The following is a 16,461-nucleotide window of genomic DNA, read 5'->3' as shown; positions in this document are numbered from 1 at the left end:
GTGATTCGTTCGTTACGCGTCGGTGCGATTCTTTGCCGGTATCGCAAGGCTTCCACCAGTGCCGACGCGATCGCGAGGGCGTCGGATCCCCCCGCACCGCAGTACCGGCGACCCCGTCCCCACACACTCACCGATAGGGAGATCCCCTGTGGACCAACTCCTCGAAATGGCGAACATCGTCAGCGGCATCATCTGGGGGCCCTTCGTCCTCATCCCGCTGCTGTTCGTCGTCGGCATGTTCCTCACGATCCGGTTGCGCCTGCTCCAGCTCTTCCGCCTGCCGCACGCACTGTGGCTCGCACTCGTCCGCCGTAAGGAGGACGCGTCCGTCGAGGGGGACATCTCCCACTACCAGGCGCTGAGCACCGCCCTCGCCGCCACCGTCGGCGTCGGCAACATCGCCGGTGCGGCACTCGCCATCGGCGTGGGCGGCCCCGGCGCACTGTTCTGGATGTGGGTCGTCGGCCTCATCGGCATGGCCACCAAGTACAGCGAGGCCCTCCTGGGCGTGAAGTTCCGCCGCACCGACGCCAAGGGCGAGCAGAGCGGCGGACCGATGTACTACCTCAAGTACGGGATCCGCGGCGGCCTGGGCACCACCCTGGGCGTGGCGTTCGCGGTCTTCGGGGCCATCGCCGCCTTCGGTATCGGCAACGGCACCCAGTCCAACGCCGTCGCCGACCAGATCACCAACATCACGCCGCTGGCGCCGTGGATGGTGGGCCTGGCGCTGACCGTCATCGCGGGCGCCGTCATCCTCGGCGGGATCAAGAGCATCGGCCGGGTCGCCTCCGCCCTGGTGCCCGTCATGATCATCCTCTACGTCGGAGCCTGCCTGGTCGTCCTGGCCGTCAACTGGGCGGCCATCCTGCCCGCGCTCCAGCTCGTGGTGACCGACGCCTTCACCGGCACCTCCGCGGCGGGCGGCTTCGCCGGCGCGGGCATCATGCTCGCCATCCAGCAGGGCTTCGCCCGCGGCATCTTCTCCAACGAGTCGGGCCTGGGCACCGGCGGCATCGCCGCCGCCGCGGCCAAGACCAGGCAGCCGGTCCGCCAGGCCATGGTCTCGATGACCCAGACCTTCATCGACACCATCATCGTGGTCACCATGACCTGCCTGGTCATCATCACCACCGGTGTCTGGCAGGCCTCGGGGCCGGAGCGGGAGGACGGCTCCCTGATGACCAGCAGCGCGGTCGCCGAGGGCCTGGGCAACCTCAGCCCCGGGCTCGCCCCGGTCGGCACCTACATCGTGGCCGTCGCGGTCGCCGTGTTCGCCTTCACGACCCTGCTCGGCTGGGCCTACTACGGTGAGCGGTGCGTGGTCTTCCTGGCCGGCCGCAAGCTGGTCACGCCCTACCGCCTGGTGTTCATCGCCGTCATCTTCATCGGCTCGATCGCCAGCCTGGACTCGGTCTGGCTGTTCAGCGACATCGCCAACGGCCTGATGGCGCTGCCCAACCTCATCGGGCTCCTGTTGCTGTCCCCGGTCATCGCGGCCGAGACGCGCAGGTTCTTCGAGCACCCGGACTGGAGGAACCCGGACGTGATCATGGAGGACGTGACCAAGTAGCGGACCCGGCTCCCCCGTAGGGCGGGGGACGGCGGAAAGGGGGGACCGGCTCCGTGCCGGTCCCCTCGTGCGCTCGCGTCCTCGCCGATGCGCCGCTCCTACCACCAGGCGTGGAAGTGGTGCACCGGTCCCTGGCCGCCGCCCGCGTCGATCCCGTCGGCGCGCCGGATGGCCTCGGTCAGGTAGGCCTTGGCGTCGCCCACCGCCGCGGCCACGTCCGGGCGCTGCGGCAGCAGGGCCGCGATCGAGGAGGACAGGGTGCACCCGGTGCCGTGCGTGTTGCGGGTGGCCACCCTCGGGGCGCGGAACTCGACCGGGTCGGAGTCACGGGAGACCAGGACGTCGACGCTCTCCCCGCCGGACAGGTGACCGCCCTTGAGCAGGACCCGGCGGGGCCCCAGGTCCAGCAGCCGCACGGCCTGGGCGCGCATCGCCGCCAGGTCGGCGGCCTCGGGCTCCTCCAGGAGGTCGGCGGCCTCGGGCAGGTTCGGGGTGATCAGGTCCGCGCGGGGCAGCAGCTCGCTCCGCAGCGCCTCGACGGCGGAGGACTCCAGCAGCCGGTCGCCGCTCTTGGCGACCATCACCGGGTCCACCACCACGTTCGCGAGCGCGTGGCGCCCGATCGCCTCGGCCACCGCCCCGGTGACCTCGGAGGTGCCCAGCATGCCCACCTTGACCGCGTGCACGGTGGCGTCGCCGAAGAGGGTGTCCATCTGCCGGACGACGAACTCGACCGGGACCGGGTGGACCCCGGTGACGCCGCGCGTGGACTGGGCGGTCAGCGCGGTGACCACGGTCATCCCGAAGGTCCCGTGCGCGGAGAAGGCCTTGAGGTCGGCCTGGATCCCCGCGCCCCCGCTGGGGTCGCTGCCGGCGACGGACACGATGTTGTACGCGCTCATGGGCGTTCCTTCGCTAGTGCTAACTAGGGCAGGTTCGACGGGTGTGCTCTCAGCCGGGACGGTGTCCCGGCACCCCGCGCCGCGGGGGCCGCGGCGGCCCCCACTCCGTATGTGCTTGTGGGTGTTCTCCAGGGAGGGTATCCCGGGGCGGGGGACGCCCGGAGGGCGGCCCCGGGCGTCCTCAGCCGGAGGTGCCCTCGAACCCGCGGGCCCTGGCCCGCCTGCGGACACGGACGAGGACGAACCACAGCACCAGCAGGCCGATGACCACGAGTACGGCGTTGCTGATGAGGCCGCTCCACCGGAGCAGGACGGGCTGGATGGCCGGCCCGAAGGCGAAGCCGAGGCCGATCCAGACCGTGTTCCACACCGTGGAACCGATGACCGTGTACAGGGAGAACCTGAGCAGAGGCATCCGCTCGACCCCGGCGGGGATCGAGACGAAGCTGCGCACCACGGGCACGCACCGGCCCAGGAGGACCGCGGCGGCGCCGAACCGGGCGAAGAAGCGCTCGGCCCTGTGGAAGTCCTCGATCTCCAGCAGCGGAGTCCTCCGGACCAGTCGCGCCGTGCGGTCACGGCCCAGGAGCGCGCCGATCCCGTAGAAGCCCCACGCGCCGACCAGGCCGCCGGCCGTCGCCCACAGGACGGCGAGCCACACGTTCATCTCCCCGGAGTAGGCGAGGAACCCCGCACCGGGCAGGACCGCCTCACTGGGTACCGGGGGGAAGAAGGTCTCGATGAACAGGGCCACGCCCACGCCCGGCTCGCCCAGGGTGTTCATCAGGTTCAGGACCCACCCGACGAAGCCCTCGTACTGGTGGGCCGAGGCTCCCTCCGCCGCCGGGGCGGCCGTCCACGGACTCGTCGCCATGGGGTCGTCCTTCCCGTCCTCAGACGCGGGTGGGCGCCTGGTGGTGTTCGGCCTCCGCCATCCGGCCGCGCTTGCGGTGCTCCCACACGATGGCCGCCGTCACCACGGCGAAGCCGACGGCGGCGAAGGCCAGCGTCAGCGGGACCTCGGTCATGGGCAGGATCTCGCGCTCCTCGGTCTGCCACGGCCACAGTGCACGCAGCGACCCGGCCATGAGCCCGGTCAGGACGACGAGGGTGACGTGGTGGTAGTTCTCCAGAAGGAACTGGAGGAACTTCACGAACAGGGAGAGGCCCGTGACCATACCGAGGGCGAAGGCCCCCAGGTAGACGAAGTCGAGGTGCTCCACCGCGTCCTTGGTCGGCTCGTACAGACCGACGGTCAGCAGGATGAACGAGCCCGACATGCCGGGCAGGACGAGGGCGCAGACGGCCACGGCACCGACGAGGAAGAGCACGGCCGGGTGCGCGGGCAGGTTGGCTCCGGGCAGCCCGGTCAGGAAGAAGAACAGTGCGGCCACGACCAGGGCGAGGAGGTAGTGCCAGGCCCGCCACCGCCTGCCCGCACCGGTGTAGGGGACCCACAGGCAGGCGAGCACCAGCCCGAAGAAGAGGGCGTAGGCGTACTGGGTGTGCTCCTCGACCAGGGGCGCGATGAGGAGCAGCGCCAGCACCAGGGCCACCGCCATGCCGACGAGGGCCGGGACCAGCACGCTCCAGTCCACCTGGCGGAACTGCTCCTGGGACCGCTCCCTGCCGCGTCCGCGCGGGACGTCGGTGACGTAGCGCTTGATGCCGCTGACCATGTGGCCGGCGCCGCCGATGAGCTTGTCGTACAGTCCGACGATCAGGGCGACCGTGCCGCCGCTGATGCCGGGCACCGCCTCGGAGGTGCCCACGGCCGCTCCGCGCACGGCGTTGAAGATGTAGCTGCCTACTGACTTTGGCATCTGGGTTGTTGGGCGCCGCCCGGATCGGGACCCGGGCGAGGGCGCCGTCCTCCGTCCTAGTGGTGCCACCCCACGCGCACAGTGTGCACGGGTGGAGGGTGAGTCAGGGGTTGTCCACGTGATCCACGGTCCCGACTGGACACGCGATGAAATCCGCCGGTACCGGCCGGGCGCACCGACCGGGCCGGGGCGGGGGAGAGGAGACCGTGAGGCCCGGAACCAGGAGACGCCAGTCTAACGGCGGCGGGACGGGCCGGAGGCTGTCCGAAAGGCGCCGAACCCCTGTTTCGGCTGGGTAGGAGCATATTGACCCTGTGCCCGAAATGAAGGGTTCCCTACCGCTGGGGTGTGGAGTTCCGCAGTGCGGGGGTGCGGACTCGGGGAGGGCCGCGGCCCGCCGCGCCCGCGCACCGTGCTCCTCAGCGTGAGAGCGGGTCCGGCCCGACCGTGTCGGGCGCCGGCGCGTCCACACGGGCGACCGACGCCGCCCACCGGTAGTCCTGCTTGCCGACCGCCGTGCGCCGCACCCGGTCCACGAAGTGCACGGTCCGCGGCACCTTGAACCCCGCCAGCCGCACGCGGCAGTACGCGCGCAGTTCGGCCTCCTCCAGCCGGGCGTTCCGGGCCAGCGAGACCAGCGCGGTCACCCGCTGCCCGAGCCGCTCGTCGGGGGCGGGCACCACGATGGCGTCCTCCACCGAGGGGTGCGCCTTCAGCGCGGCCTCCACCTCCTCGGGGTAGACCTTCTCCCCGGCGGTGTTGATGACCACGCTGCCCCGGCCCAGCAGCACGATCGAGCCGTCCGCCGCACGGGTCCCGAAGTCGCCGGACAGCGCCCAGCGGCGCCCCTCGCCGTCGGTGGGGAAGGTGCGGGCGGTCGCCAGGGGGTCGTTGTAGTAGCCCAGCGGGATCCGGCCGGTGCGCGCGATCCGCCCCACCTCCGGGGACCCCGGCGGCAGCGGGCGCAGGGAGTCGTCCAGCACCGCGATGCTGCCGCCCATGGTGAAACTGCGGCTGTCGGAGGCTCCGGACAGGGCCTGGGCCTCCTCCTGGCCGCCGCCGTCCTGCTCGGCCGCGGTCGCCGAACCGCACACGCCCGTCTCCGACCCCCCGTAGGAGTCGGCCAGGGCCACGTCCCCGCGCCAGGCGTGCCACAGCGCGCGCACCGCCGGGGTGAGCGGGGTGCCGCCGGAGCGCACCGAGGTCAGCTCGGGGCACAGCCCGGGTTCGGTGAGCAGGTGGCGGGCCAGCGGGCGGGCCATGGCGTCGCCCACCAGCTGCACGGTGTGCACGCCCTCCCGGTGCGCCGTCTCCAGCACACGGTCCGGGTGGAAGCTGCGGTCGGTGTACAGCACCACCCGCTTGCCGCACAGCAGCATGCTCAGCGCGTTCCACTGCCCGGCCGCGTGCATCAGCGGCCCCAGCACCAGCATGCGCTGCGGGAAGCAGAGGGTGGCGCGCTCGGCGACCTCCTCCGGGGTCCGTGCGCGGGGCGCGCCCGGCGCACGGCGCTCCAGCGCGGCGCGGAAGATGTCCGCCTGCCGCCACAGGACGCCCTTGGGATAGCCCGTGGTGCCGCCGGTGTAGAGCAGGTAGTGGTCCTCGCCGCTGGTGGGCGGCAGCGACGTGTCCCCGCGGGCCGAGGCCAGGGCCTGCTCGTAGTCGACCCCCTCGGCCTCGCGCGCGGAACCGTCCGCGACGAGCAGTACGTGCCGGAGCCTGGGCAGGTCGGAGCGGACCACGGCGACCGTCGGGGCCAGGGAGTCCTCGACGACGAGTGCGACCGCGTGCGAGTCGGCCAGGACGTGCCGCAGCTCGCCCGCGACGTAGCGGTAGTTGACGTTGACCGGGACCGCTCCCGCGCGCAGGATCCCCAGGAAGGACTCCACCCACTCGGCGCGGTTGAACGCCAGGACCGCGACGTGCTCCCCCCGGCGCACGCCCGTCTCCACCAGGTGCCGGGCCAGGCGCAGCGAGCGCTCGTGCAGGGAGCGGTAGGTGAGCCGCCGGGAACCCGAGACCAGGGCGGTCCGGTCGGGGACGGCGTCGGCGACCGCGGCGAACAGCCGGGAGAGGGAGAAGGGGACGTCCGTGGACGCGGGGATGGACACGCCTGGCCTCCCTGACACGATCGACGGGCCGTCCACGGCTCGGGGCTCGCGGCGGCGGAGTGGCTGTTGGTGCGACGGTACCCGCCGGGGGACCACCCGATCGTCGTCGGGGCTGTGGAGCGCGTCACCAGGGGTGTCATCCCAGGTCACGGTGCTGGCAACAGTCCCGCTCAGGGGGTGGGCGGGGCTTGTGCGCCCCGGGGTTTCGGGCCGTGCCCGGGAGCTGTGATACGCACCACCTCTTGTGGGCTCACCGGATCATCTGCTCAACTCTTGGGGATCCCGCCGGAAGGGGCGCTACCGGGCCCGGCGGTGGGTATCACTTGTCTGACATCGGTCAATGGTGATCGGAGCGGCTAGATGGGCAGCACCCAGAACCTGGGACGGCATGACTCGGCCGGAGACCCCGGCGGAGCGGAACTCTCCAGCACGGACCACATCGCGCTCGCGGGGGCGCGGTCGGCACACAACTACTCCCCACTCCCCGTCGTGATCGCCGAGGGCCACGGTGCCTGGGTGACCGACGTCGAGGGCAGGAGGTACCTGGACTGTCTGGCCGGGTACTCGGCCATGAACTTCGGCCACCGCAACCCCGACCTGCTCGCGGCGGCGCACCGGCAGCTCGACCGGGTGACGCTGACCAGCCGGGCCTTCTACAACGACCAGTTCGGCCCGTGGGTCGGTGCCCTGGCCGACATGGTCGGCAAGGAGAAGGTCCTTCCGATGAACACCGGTGCCGAGGCGGTGGAGACCGGCATCAAGGTGGCCCGCAAATGGGCCTACGAGGTCAAGGGCGTCCCGGAGAACGAGGCGACCATCGTCGTGGCGGGCGCCAACTTCCACGGACGCACCACCACGATCATCTCCTTCTCGTCCGACCCGGAGGCCAGGACGGGCTTCGGGCCGTACACGCCGGGGTTCCGTACGGTGCCCTACGGGGACGCCGCCGCCATCGAGGAGGCCATCGACCACACCACCGCGGCGGTCCTCATCGAACCGGTGCAGGGAGAGGCGGGCGTGATCGTGCCGCCGCAGGACTTCCTGCCCCGGGTCAGGGAGGTCTGCGACCGCGAACGGGTGCTGTTCATCGCCGACGAGGTGCAGTCGGGACTGGGCCGCACCGGCACCGTCCGGGCCTGTGAGCACAGCGGGGTGGTCCCCGACGCCTACCTGTTCGGCAAGGCGCTGGGCGGCGGCATCCTGCCGGTGTCGGCCATGGTCGCCGACGAGGACGTGCTCGGCGTGATCCGGCCGGGCCAGCACGGCAGCACGTTCGGCGGCAACCCGCTGGCCGGCGCGGTGGGGCGGACGGTCGTCCGGATGCTGTCCGAGGGCCCCTACCTGGAGAACGCGCGCCGTCTGGGCGAGGTGCTGGGACGGCGTCTGAAGGAGTTCGTCGGCGACGGCGTGGTGTCCGCGCGCAGCATCGGGCTGTGGGCGGGTATCGACGTCGACCCGTCGCTGGCCTCGGGCAAGGAGCTGTGCAGGCGGCTGGCCGAGCACGGCGTCCTGGTCAAGGACACGCACGGCTCCACCGTACGGATGTCGCCGCCGCTCGTGATCAGCGAGGAGGACCTCAACTGGGGCCTGGACCGCTTCGCCGAGGTGATCGCGAAGCTCAGGGAGGGCCGCTAGCGGTCGGGACGCGGGCGTCCTCGGCGTGAGGCGGGACCAGGCGCCGAGGACGGGCCGTGACAGGGTGCCCCGCCGGGTACGGGCGGGGCGCCCGTCCCCTCGGGCAGGTCACGGGGACTCGGAGGCGCCGTCGGCGGCGTCCGGGACCTCGGGCGCCTCCGAGGCCCCGGGATCGAGCGCGGGGTCGAACGGACCGCCCAGCTCCGACCTCAACTGGTCCGGGTCGACGCCGTCCAGGGTCTCCCGGGACACGTAGAGCACCCGCTCCGGGCCCTCCACGATCTGCAGGCGCACCCGCTCGGCGATGGACATCTGCCCCTGGGCGGTGGGGTGGAAGCTGGCGCGGTCCACGCGCAGCCCCTCGCCCAGCTGGCCGAGCACGATCCCGTTCAGCCACGCGTCCTCGGCGCTCACCTCGTGCCCGGTCAGGGCGGAGAAGGTGTTCACGTACTCGACGCTGCCGGTCCCCCGAGAGCCGTACACGTCGCCGTCCACCCGGTAGGACACGTCGCGGATGAGCTCGTTGAACCGCTGGGCGAGCCCGTTCAGCCACAGCTGGTCGCTTCTGGAGAGGGTGTAGTACATGCCCGGCGGGTCCTCGGGGAACAGCCGGGGATAGCCCAGGACGAGGATGCGTGCGTCGGGCGCGCGGTCGCGGACCTCCCCGAGGATCTCGGTCAGGGTCTTCTCGAAGGTGTCCATCCGCTTCTCGATGTCCTCCTCCTGCTCGACGCAGACGCTGCTCTCCAGCAGCGGCATCCGCATCATGCAGGTGCGCAGGACGGGGATGAACCCCAGGTCGTTGCCGCCGATGCCCAGGGTCACCAGGGACGTGTTCTCGGTGACCCGCTCGATCTGCGACTCGGGGGTGCCGATCTGGTCGATCATCTCCGAGCCCTTGTGGCTGCTGCACGCGTAGAAGGCCAGCGAGCCGGCGAAGTCGAACTCGTCCTCGACGACCTGGGGGTAGGCGTGCTCCGAACGCCAGCAGCCGCCCGCCTCGGCGGTGGAGGGATCGTAGTCGCCCGCGCCGTCGCCGGAGGAGTAGGAGTCGCCCAGAGCCACGTAGTTGCCCCACAGGGCGGCCTTCTCCGGCTCCATCCGGACCCGCCCGTCGCTCTCCTCGTCCTCGGTGATCGGGGGGAACTCCTCGGCCGGGCACACGCCTCCGGTGAGGTCGCACCACAGGGACACCAGGCCGTCGCGGGTGAAGGGCAGAGCGAGGGTGGCCACCAGGGCCAGGACCAGGACGAGGGAGACGGCGGCGGCGACGCGGCCCCGGCGCCGCCTCCTGCGGGGCCGCCCGCCGCCAGCGTCACCGTCGCCGCCTGCGTCGCCGTCGTCGCCTCCGTCGCCGGGTCCGTCAGGGCCGTCGCCGTCGTCTCCGCCGGGACCGGCGGTGTCGGCGCCCTCCGGGGCTCCGCCGGAGCCGGGACGGTCGTCGCCTCGTGCGGGGTCGGCGGCGGAGGGGTCGCCGGGGAGCGGTTCCGGCACCTCGGGGTCCTCACCACGTGCTGACACGGCCGCTGCTGCCTCCCACGTCACGGACGGGTTCTGTGCACCCGAAAGACTACCTGGGGCGGTTCGTCTCGATGACGTCCAGAACGCGGCCGACGTCGCTCTCGTCCAGGGTCGCCCGGGCGGTCAGCCGCAGCCGGGACCGGCCGTCCGGCACCGACGGGGGACGGAAGCACCCCACGCGCACGCCCGCCCTGAGGCAGTCCGCCCGCCATCTGAGGGCGGCCTCCGGGGAGGGCGCCGTCACGGACACCACGGCGGCGTCGGGCGTACTCGTCTCCAGCCCGCGCCCGCGCAGGCCCTCCGACAGGGCCCGGGCCCGTTCGCGCACCGCCCCGGCCCGCCAGGGCTCGGCGCGCAGCACGCGCAGCGCGGCCAGGGCCGCGCCCGCCGGGGCCGGGGCCAGGCCGGTGTCGAAGACGAACGTGCGCGCGGTCTCCACCAGGTGGCGGATCACCCGGAGCGGCCCCAGCACCGCGCCGCCCTGGGATCCCAGCGCCTTGGACAGGGTCACCGACACCGCGACGTCGTCCGCGCCCCGCAGCCCGGCGGCGGTGGCGGTGCCGCGCCCGCCGGGGCCCACCACGCCCAGGCCGTGCGCGTCGTCCAGCAGCAGCGCGGCGCCGTGCTCGCGGGCCGCCCGGGCCAGGGAGGCGGTGTCGGTGAGGTCGCCGTCCACGGAGAAGACGGTGTCGCTCAGCACCAGGGCACGCCCCCCGGCGGCCGCGAGCGCCTCGGCGGCCAGGTCGGGCCGGGCGTGGTCGAAGAGCGCCACGCGCGCGCCGGAGGCCCTGGCCAGCCGGGTCGCGTCGATGAGGGAGGCGTGGTTGTGGCGGTCGCACACCACCAGGGGAGGGGTGCCGCCGTCGGGGGCGGCCAGCGCGGTGACCATCGCCAGGTTCGCCGCGTACCCGGAGGAGAACACCAGCGCCGCCTCCGCGCCGTAGAAGCCGGCGAGTTCGCGCTCCAGTTCGTGGTGGAGGGCGGTGTCCCCGGTGACCAGGCGCGACCCGCCCGCGCCCGCGCCCCACACGCGCGTGGCGTCGGCGGCGGCCCGCACCACGTCCGGGTGGCGCAGCAGCCCCAGGTAGTCGTTGCCCGCCAGGTCCAGGAGGCCGTCGTCGGCGCCCCGGGGCACGGTGCGCCGTGTGAGTCCGGCCGCGGCGCGCCTGCGGGCGGCCCCGTCCAGCCACGCGAAGGGGTGTCCAGGGGGCAGCGCCCGTGCGGAGCGCGTGCGGGCCGCGGCGCGCAGGGTCCACGGGCGGCGGGACGGGGCGGTACCGGTGGCGGAACTCGGCATGCGGGCGCGGCCTCCTCGGGTCGTGTCGGGCACACTCCGGATCGTTCGGGCAGGGGCGGGGAGCGGTGCGGCCCTGGAAGGGGCCGACCCAGCGGCGGCCAATCCCGCTGGGGCGGCCCGGTCCTTCGTGCCAGGGAGGCGCCTACGACTCTGCCGGTCGGCGCATGCGCGCGTCACCCGTGGAAGCCCACAAAGATCCGCGTGGATTCCTTGGCGGGACCGTACGGGCACACGTGCGTGCGGTAAGTGAACAATGAGGCACCATGGCCCCGACTCCCACCGGCACAGGCACCGACCGTTTCCTCCCCGAGCAGGTCCGCGCCGCGGACACCGCCCACCTGTGGCACCCCTACACCACGGTCCCCGCGCAGGAGCGGCCGTATGTGGTGACCGGGGCGGAGGGGACGCGGCTGACCCTGTGGTCGGAGGAGGGCACGCACCACGTGGTGGACGGGATGTCGTCCTGGTGGTCGGCGATCCACGGCTACCGCCACCCGGTGCTGGACGCGGCGGTGCGCGGCCAGGTGGACGCCTACAGCCACGTCATGTTCGGCGGGCTCACCCACGGGTCCGCCGCCGAGCTGGCCCGGACGCTGGTGGAGGTCACCCCGGAACCGCTGGAGCACGTCTTCCTCGCCGACTCCGGCTCGGTGTCGGTGGAGGTGGCCATGAAGATGTGCCTGCAGTACCACCGCTCGACGGGGAACCCGGGCCGGCGCCGCTTCCTCACCTGGCGGGGCGGCTACCACGGCGACACCTTCCACGCCATGAGCGTCTGCGACCCCGATGGCGGAATGCACTCCCTGTGGGGGGACGTGCTGCCCGCGCAGGTGTACGCGCCCGCACCGCCCGCCGGGTTCGACACGGGGCCCGACCCGGACTACGTGGCCGCCTTCGAGCGCCTGGCCGCCGAGCACGCGGGTGAACTGGCCGCGATCATCGTCGAGCCGGTGGTGCAGGGCGCGGGCGGCATGCGCTTCCACCACCCGGGCTACCTGCGCGAGCTGCGGCGGATCGCGGACGCGTACGGACTGCTGCTGGTCTTCGACGAGATCGCCACGGGCTTCGGCCGCACCGGCGAGCTGTTCGCCGCCGACCACGCGGGGGTCGCGCCCGACGTCATGTGCCTGGGCAAGGCGCTGACCGGCGGCTACCTGACCCTCGCCGCGACGCTGTGCACGGGCCGGGTGGCCAGGGGCATCGCCACGGGGGAGGTGCCGGTGCTCGCCCACGGGCCCACGTTCATGGGCAACCCGCTGGCCTGCGCGACCGCGCTGGCCTCGGTGGAGCTGCTGACGGGGGGCGACTGGCGGGGCGACGTGGCACGGATCGAGGCCGGTCTGCGCGAGGGCCTCGCCCCCGTCGAACACCTGCCGGGGGTGCGCGAGGTACGGGTGCTCGGCGCCGTCGGGGTGGTGGAGCTGGACGCGCCGGTGCGGACGGGCGAGGCCACCCGCGCCGCGGTGGGTGCGGGGGTGTGGCTGCGGCCCTTCCGCAACCACGTGTACGCGATGCCGCCCTACGTGTGCGGCCCGGAGGACGTGGCGGCGATCGCCGCCGGGATGGTCGCGGCGGTACGGGCCTCACTGGGGGAGGGGCCGCGATGAGCGTCCTGGTGGTGACCGGGACCGGGACCGAGGTCGGGAAGACGGTGGTCACGGCGGCGGTGGCCGCGCTGGCACGTGCGAGGGGACGGCGGGTGGCCGTGCTCAAGCCCGCCCAGACCGGGGTGGGGCGGGCCGGGCACGGAGACACGGACACCGTGGCCCGCCTCGCGCCGGGTGTGACGACGGCGGAACTGGCCCGCTACCCCGACCCGCTGGCCCCGGCCACGGCCGCCGCCCGGTGCGGCGCGGCACCCGTGCGGGCCGAGGAGGCCGCCGACGCCGTGTGGCGCCTGGCCCACGCGCACGACCTGGTACTGGTGGAGGGCGCGGGCGGCCTGCTGGTGCGGTTGAACGCCGAGGGCCAGACCCTGGCCGACGTCGCGGTGCTGCTGTCCGCGCCGGTGCTGGTGGTGGCCCGGCCCGACCTGGGCACGCTGAACGCCACCGCGCTGACCGCGGAGGCCCTGCGCACCCGCGGCCTGTCCCCGGCCGGTGTGGTGGTGGGGTCCTGGCCGGACCGCCCCGACCTGGCCATGCGCTGCAACCTCGCCGACCTGCCCGCCATGGGCGCCGGACCGCTGGCCGGCGTGCTGCCGCAGGGCAGCGGGGCACTGGCCGCGCCCGCGTTCGCGGACGCGGCCCGCCGCTTCCTGGCCCCGTGCCTGGGCGGTGCGTGGACGGGCGCCCTCACGCCGGAGCGGGGACCGGCGAGGCCAGTGTGAACGCGCGCGGGCCGGGGCCGTGCCCACGCAGCCGCCGGGCGCGTTCCCCGGCCTCCTCCCGGGACACCGGGGCCCCGGCGGCGGACCACCACAGGACGCGTTCCACCTCGGGGAAGGCACCGCTGCGGGCACGCAGGGCCAGCACGTCCGGGTGGGCCTCCTCCACGAAGGACCTGAGGTCCGCCGGGGAGCGCCACAGCGCGACCAGGTGTATCCGGTCTCCCTCGTCGGAGAAGTGGACCTCTTCCAGGTGCCCGGGACTGCTCCGGGCGCGCTCGCGCAGCGCGGCGGCGAACTCCCCGAGGAAACGCCGGTCGCCCCGGACGGTGCGCGCCTCCACGAGGACCGGCGAGCCGACGCGGAGGTTCCGAACGTGCTCCCTGCCCCGGCGCGGGCGGTGTGCGGCGGAGTGGGCGGCGGAAACGCGCTGGTGCCGGACCAGGAACTGCATGAGGACTCCCAAGAAATTGGACTGCTTGTCAAGGGGTCCACATTGGCTCTGGTGGCATCCCCTGTCGAATGCCAGTATGGAAGTCCGGGGGTAGCCCCAGTAGATCCAATGGAGGGGAAAATGGACTCTTCTCGGAACGCCGCAGAACTCGCGGACCTCTTCGGGGCCTGGTCCCGGGGCGGCGGCCCCCTCTACCGGCGCCTCGCCGACGCCCTGCGCGAGCTCGTCGACCAGGGCACCCTCACCCCCGGTGAGCGCCTGCCGTCCGAGCGCGCCCTGGCCACCGCCCTCAGGATCAGCCGCACCACCGTGGTCTCCGCCTACGACTCCCTGCGCTCGGCGGGCATCCTCGACAGCAGGCAGGGCAGCGGCACCCGCGTCAGCAGCCGGATCGCGCCCGTGCGCTCGGACGGCTGGACCGCCAACGGCACCGGCAACCCCATGTACCGCAACCTCTTCCAGCGGGAGGAGGGCCTCATCCCGGCCTCCTGCCTGGCCACCCCCGCCCTCCCGGGCGTGGAGGAGGCCATCCGCGAGGTCGTGGCCGAGGACCTGCCCGCGCTCATGGCCGAGGGCTCCTACCACCCGAGCGGTCTGCCCGCCCTGCGCCAGGCCATCGCCGACCACTACGGCAGCCGCGGCCTGCCCACCACCCCCGACCAGATCGTGGTCACCACCGGCGCGCACCAGGCCGTCAACCTGGTCTCACAGCTCTATCTGCGCAAGGGTTCGCCCGTCGTGGTCGAGGACCCCGGCTTCGCGGGCTGCCTGGACCTGATGGGCGACCGGGGCGCCCGCTTCCTCCCCGTCCCCCTCGACGACCAGGGCATCGACGGGACCGGCGTGCGCCGTGCCATCGCCGAGCACATGCCCCACCTGATCTACACCATGCCCTCGTACCACAACCCCACCGGCACGATGATGTCCGCGGCGCGCCGCCGCGAGCTGGGCGAGCTGTCCGCGCGCCACGGCGTACCCGTCCTGGAGGACTCCGCCTACACCGGCATGCGCGCCGCGGACGAGCCCCCGCCGCTGGCCGCGTTCGCTCCGCGCGGCGCCGAGGTCATCACCGTGGAGTCCCTGTCCAAGATCGGCTGGGCCGGGCTCCGACTGGGCTGGCTGCGCGCGCCCGCCGAGATGGCCCTGCGCCTGAGCCGCCGCAAGGTCCTCGCCGACCTGGCCGGCCCCCTGCTCGACCAGGCGGTGACCGTGCGCCTGCTGGAGCGCTACGACGAGCTCTCCCGGCAGCGCTCCGACATGCTGCGCGAGGCGCTCGGCCACATGGAGAAGCTGCTGCGCGAGGCCCTGCCCTCCTGGGAGTGGAAGCGCCCCGACGGCGGGGCGGCCCTGTGGGTGCGCCTGCCCGGCGTGGAAGCACGCGCCTACGTACAGGTCGCGCTCTGCCACGACGTGGAGCTCGTCCCGGGGGCGATCATGTCGGCCTCCGCCGACGGCCGCTACTCCGAGTGCTTCCGTCTGCCCTTCGCCTACGACCGGGCCACCCGGGAGGAACTGGTCTGGCGGCTGGCCCGGGCCTGGCGCGAACTCGACCGGTACGGCCCGGTGGCCGAGGACCCGGTCCGCCTGGTGGTCTGATCCGGCACGGCTCCCGCACCGGCGGAGGCGGGCGGGGACGCCGTGCGCCCCGTCCGGGCGGGCCCGGACACGCGCGAGGGCGGCACCACGCGCGGTGCCGCCCTCCGCCGTGTCCGGCGGACGCACCGGACGGGAGCAGCGGGTGTCAGCCGATCTGGATCCCGCGGGCGTTGCTGAAGCGCTCCTGGACGTCGGCCCAGTTGACGACGTTCCAGAAGGCCTTGGCGTACTCGGCCTTGACGTTCTTGTACTGGAGGTAGAAGGCGTGCTCCCACATGTCCAGCATCAGCAGCGGGACGGAGCTGAGGGCGGTGTTGCCCTGCTGGTCGTAGAGCTGCTCGATGACCAGGCGCTGACCGAGGGCGTCCCAGGCCAGGATCGCCCAGCCCGAGCCCTGGATCGTGGTGGCCACGGCGGTGAAGTGGGCGCGGAAGGCGTCGAAGGAGCCGAACTGGTCGTCGATGGCGGCACCCAGCTCGCCCTCGGGCTTGTCACCGCCCTCAGGGGACAGGTTCTTCCAGAAGACGGAGTGGTTGACGTGGCCGCCCAGGTTGAAGGCGAGGTTCTTCTCCAGCATCGGGATGGTCCCGAACTCGCCGCTCTCGCGGGCCTCGGCCATCTTCTCCAGGGCCGTGTTGGCACCGGAGACGTAGGTCGCGTGGTGCTTGTCGTGGTGCAGCTCCATGATCTGACCGGAGATCCACGGCTCCAGGGCCGCGTAGTCGTAGGGCAGTTCGGGAAGCGAGTACGGCGCAGACATCTCTTCTGACGCACCTTTCCAATGACGAGATTCGTCGTGTTCACCAGCGATGGGATCGCTAGGCAGCAAGCTATCAGTCAGTCGACCGCGCACCCGATGTCAGGCTGTTTACACTCCGGCCCGGGAATAAACCGGGTTCGCCGGACCGCGGTATCCGGATCCCCGCGGTCACCGAGCGTGCGGACCGTGTCGCCACGGGCACCGGGCCCTCGCGGACGACCTTCCGTGTCGCCGTCCCACCGTCCCCCTCCAGCACTTCCCCACTCGCCTCCTCCCAATCATCACTTTTATGGAGGAATCTCCTTGCGCGTGCGGCACAACGTGATGTGACGCGCTTTTCGCCGGGGCGCGCGCGTCCTCCCGGGAGGTGACATCCGCCCGTCACCGGACCGTTGCGCGGAGGGCTCGGGCGGCATTCACCCGGGCCCGCCCGGAGGGCGGCGGTAATACGTCGATGAATTCG

13 protein-coding genes and 1 riboswitch are annotated in these 16,461 nt (G+C 73.0%); of the genes, 5 read left to right on the top strand and 8 right to left on the bottom strand.

Going from position 1 to position 16,461, the window contains the following annotated elements:
- Positions 1-148: 148 nt before the first annotated feature.
- Positions 149-1,573: a sodium:alanine symporter family protein gene (locus A6A08_RS11805; RefSeq protein WP_073702601.1), complete on the top strand. Its 1,425-nt coding sequence runs from the start codon at positions 149-151 to the stop codon at positions 1,571-1,573.
- A 98-nt stretch (positions 1,574-1,671) separates the two neighbouring features.
- Here the strand turns inward: A6A08_RS11805 and thiD are convergent, their stop codons facing one another.
- The 4 genes from thiD to A6A08_RS11785 form a co-directional block, all read right to left on the bottom strand.
- A complete protein-coding gene (gene thiD, locus A6A08_RS11800) occupies positions 1,672-2,475 on the bottom strand; it encodes a bifunctional hydroxymethylpyrimidine kinase/phosphomethylpyrimidine kinase (RefSeq protein ID WP_073702600.1) in 804 nt (267 codons plus the stop codon).
- A riboswitch (TPP riboswitch) is annotated at positions 2,464-2,562 on the bottom strand. It overlaps the preceding gene by 12 nt.
- Positions 2,563-2,656: 94 nt before the next feature.
- Positions 2,657-3,349: a DedA family protein gene (locus A6A08_RS11795; protein ID WP_073702599.1), complete on the bottom strand. Its 693-nt coding sequence runs from the start codon at positions 3,347-3,349 to the stop codon at positions 2,657-2,659.
- Between the two features lie 19 nt (positions 3,350-3,368).
- Complete coding sequence (locus A6A08_RS11790; RefSeq protein ID WP_073702598.1) at positions 3,369-4,298, bottom strand: DUF368 domain-containing protein; 930 nt, start codon at positions 4,296-4,298, stop codon at positions 3,369-3,371.
- Positions 4,299-4,717: 419 nt separating this feature from the next.
- On the bottom strand, positions 4,718-6,409 hold the full coding sequence (locus A6A08_RS11785; protein ID WP_199866901.1) for an acyl-CoA synthetase: 1,692 nt from the start codon (positions 6,407-6,409) through the stop codon (positions 4,718-4,720).
- 360 nt (positions 6,410-6,769) lie between these two features.
- Here A6A08_RS11785 and rocD point away from each other — a divergent pair, with 360 nt between their 5' ends.
- A complete protein-coding gene (gene rocD, locus A6A08_RS11780; RefSeq protein WP_073702597.1) occupies positions 6,770-8,044 on the top strand; it encodes an ornithine--oxo-acid transaminase in 1,275 nt (424 codons plus the stop codon).
- Between the two features lie 108 nt (positions 8,045-8,152).
- Here the strand turns inward: rocD and A6A08_RS11775 are convergent, their stop codons facing one another.
- Positions 8,153-9,565, bottom strand: a complete 1,413-nt coding sequence (locus tag A6A08_RS11775) for an SGNH/GDSL hydrolase family protein (protein WP_073702596.1) — start codon at positions 9,563-9,565, stop codon at positions 8,153-8,155.
- 49 nt (positions 9,566-9,614) lie between these two features.
- The gene (locus A6A08_RS11770; protein WP_073702595.1) at positions 9,615-10,862 is read right to left on the bottom strand and encodes an 8-amino-7-oxononanoate synthase; all 1,248 of its coding nucleotides are present in this window, start codon (positions 10,860-10,862) and stop codon (positions 9,615-9,617) included.
- A gap of 263 nt (positions 10,863-11,125) precedes the next feature.
- On the opposite strand from A6A08_RS11770, the gene A6A08_RS11765 reads away from it, so the two are divergent.
- Together A6A08_RS11765 and bioD are read left to right on the top strand one after the other, a co-directional pair.
- Positions 11,126-12,469 carry an adenosylmethionine--8-amino-7-oxononanoate transaminase gene (locus A6A08_RS11765; protein ID WP_073702594.1) on the top strand — a complete coding sequence of 448 codons (1,344 nt, stop codon included), beginning with the start codon at positions 11,126-11,128 and terminating at the stop codon, positions 12,467-12,469.
- The gene (bioD, locus tag A6A08_RS11760; protein ID WP_073702593.1) at positions 12,466-13,191 is read left to right on the top strand and encodes a dethiobiotin synthase; all 726 of its coding nucleotides are present in this window, start codon (positions 12,466-12,468) and stop codon (positions 13,189-13,191) included. The genes A6A08_RS11765 and bioD overlap by 4 nt, the downstream gene beginning before the upstream one ends.
- Here the strand turns inward: bioD and A6A08_RS11755 are convergent.
- The gene (locus tag A6A08_RS11755) at positions 13,157-13,642 is read right to left on the bottom strand and encodes a DUF3291 domain-containing protein (protein ID WP_073702592.1); all 486 of its coding nucleotides are present in this window, start codon (positions 13,640-13,642) and stop codon (positions 13,157-13,159) included. The two genes, bioD and A6A08_RS11755, sit on opposite strands and share 35 nt — an antisense overlap.
- Before the next feature lie 120 nt (positions 13,643-13,762).
- On the opposite strand from A6A08_RS11755, the gene A6A08_RS11750 reads away from it, so the two are divergent.
- Positions 13,763-15,238: a PLP-dependent aminotransferase family protein gene (locus A6A08_RS11750; protein ID WP_083609075.1), complete on the top strand. Its 1,476-nt coding sequence runs from the start codon at positions 13,763-13,765 to the stop codon at positions 15,236-15,238.
- A 145-nt stretch (positions 15,239-15,383) separates the two neighbouring features.
- Here the strand turns inward: A6A08_RS11750 and A6A08_RS11745 are convergent, their stop codons facing one another.
- Positions 15,384-15,998, bottom strand: a complete 615-nt coding sequence (locus tag A6A08_RS11745; RefSeq protein ID WP_073702590.1) for a superoxide dismutase — start codon at positions 15,996-15,998, stop codon at positions 15,384-15,386.
- Positions 15,999-16,461: the final 463 nt, after the last annotated feature.

It is taken from the genome of Nocardiopsis sp. TSRI0078, from assembly GCF_001905145.1.
In the GTDB taxonomy this organism is placed as follows: domain Bacteria; phylum Actinomycetota; class Actinomycetes; order Streptosporangiales; family Streptosporangiaceae; genus Nocardiopsis.
The sequence above is the reverse complement of the archived record's forward strand: the minus strand, read 5'-3'. Positions and strand labels throughout refer to the sequence as shown.

Bases quoted from the DNA above. Each gene is read 5' to 3' on its own strand.
- bioD (WP_073702593.1), top strand. From the start codon at position 12,466: ATGAGCGTCCTGGTGGTGACCGGGACCGGGACCGAGGTCGGGAAGACG.
- A6A08_RS11770 (WP_073702595.1), bottom strand. From the start codon at position 10,862: ATGCCGAGTTCCGCCACCGGTACCGCCCCGTCCCGCCGCCCGTGGACC.
- A6A08_RS11755 (WP_073702592.1), bottom strand. From the start codon at position 13,642: ATGCAGTTCCTGGTCCGGCACCAGCGCGTTTCCGCCGCCCACTCCGCC.
- thiD (WP_073702600.1), bottom strand. From the start codon at position 2,475: ATGAGCGCGTACAACATCGTGTCCGTCGCCGGCAGCGACCCCAGCGGG.
- A6A08_RS11750 (WP_083609075.1), top strand. From the start codon at position 13,763: ATGGACTCTTCTCGGAACGCCGCAGAACTCGCGGACCTCTTCGGGGCC.
- A6A08_RS11745 (WP_073702590.1), bottom strand. From the start codon at position 15,998: ATGTCTGCGCCGTACTCGCTTCCCGAACTGCCCTACGACTACGCGGCC.
- A6A08_RS11795 (WP_073702599.1), bottom strand. From the start codon at position 3,349: ATGGCGACGAGTCCGTGGACGGCCGCCCCGGCGGCGGAGGGAGCCTCG.
- A6A08_RS11790 (WP_073702598.1), bottom strand. From the start codon at position 4,298: ATGCCAAAGTCAGTAGGCAGCTACATCTTCAACGCCGTGCGCGGAGCG.
- A6A08_RS11765 (WP_073702594.1), top strand. From the start codon at position 11,126: ATGGCCCCGACTCCCACCGGCACAGGCACCGACCGTTTCCTCCCCGAG.
- rocD (WP_073702597.1), top strand. From the start codon at position 6,770: ATGGGCAGCACCCAGAACCTGGGACGGCATGACTCGGCCGGAGACCCC.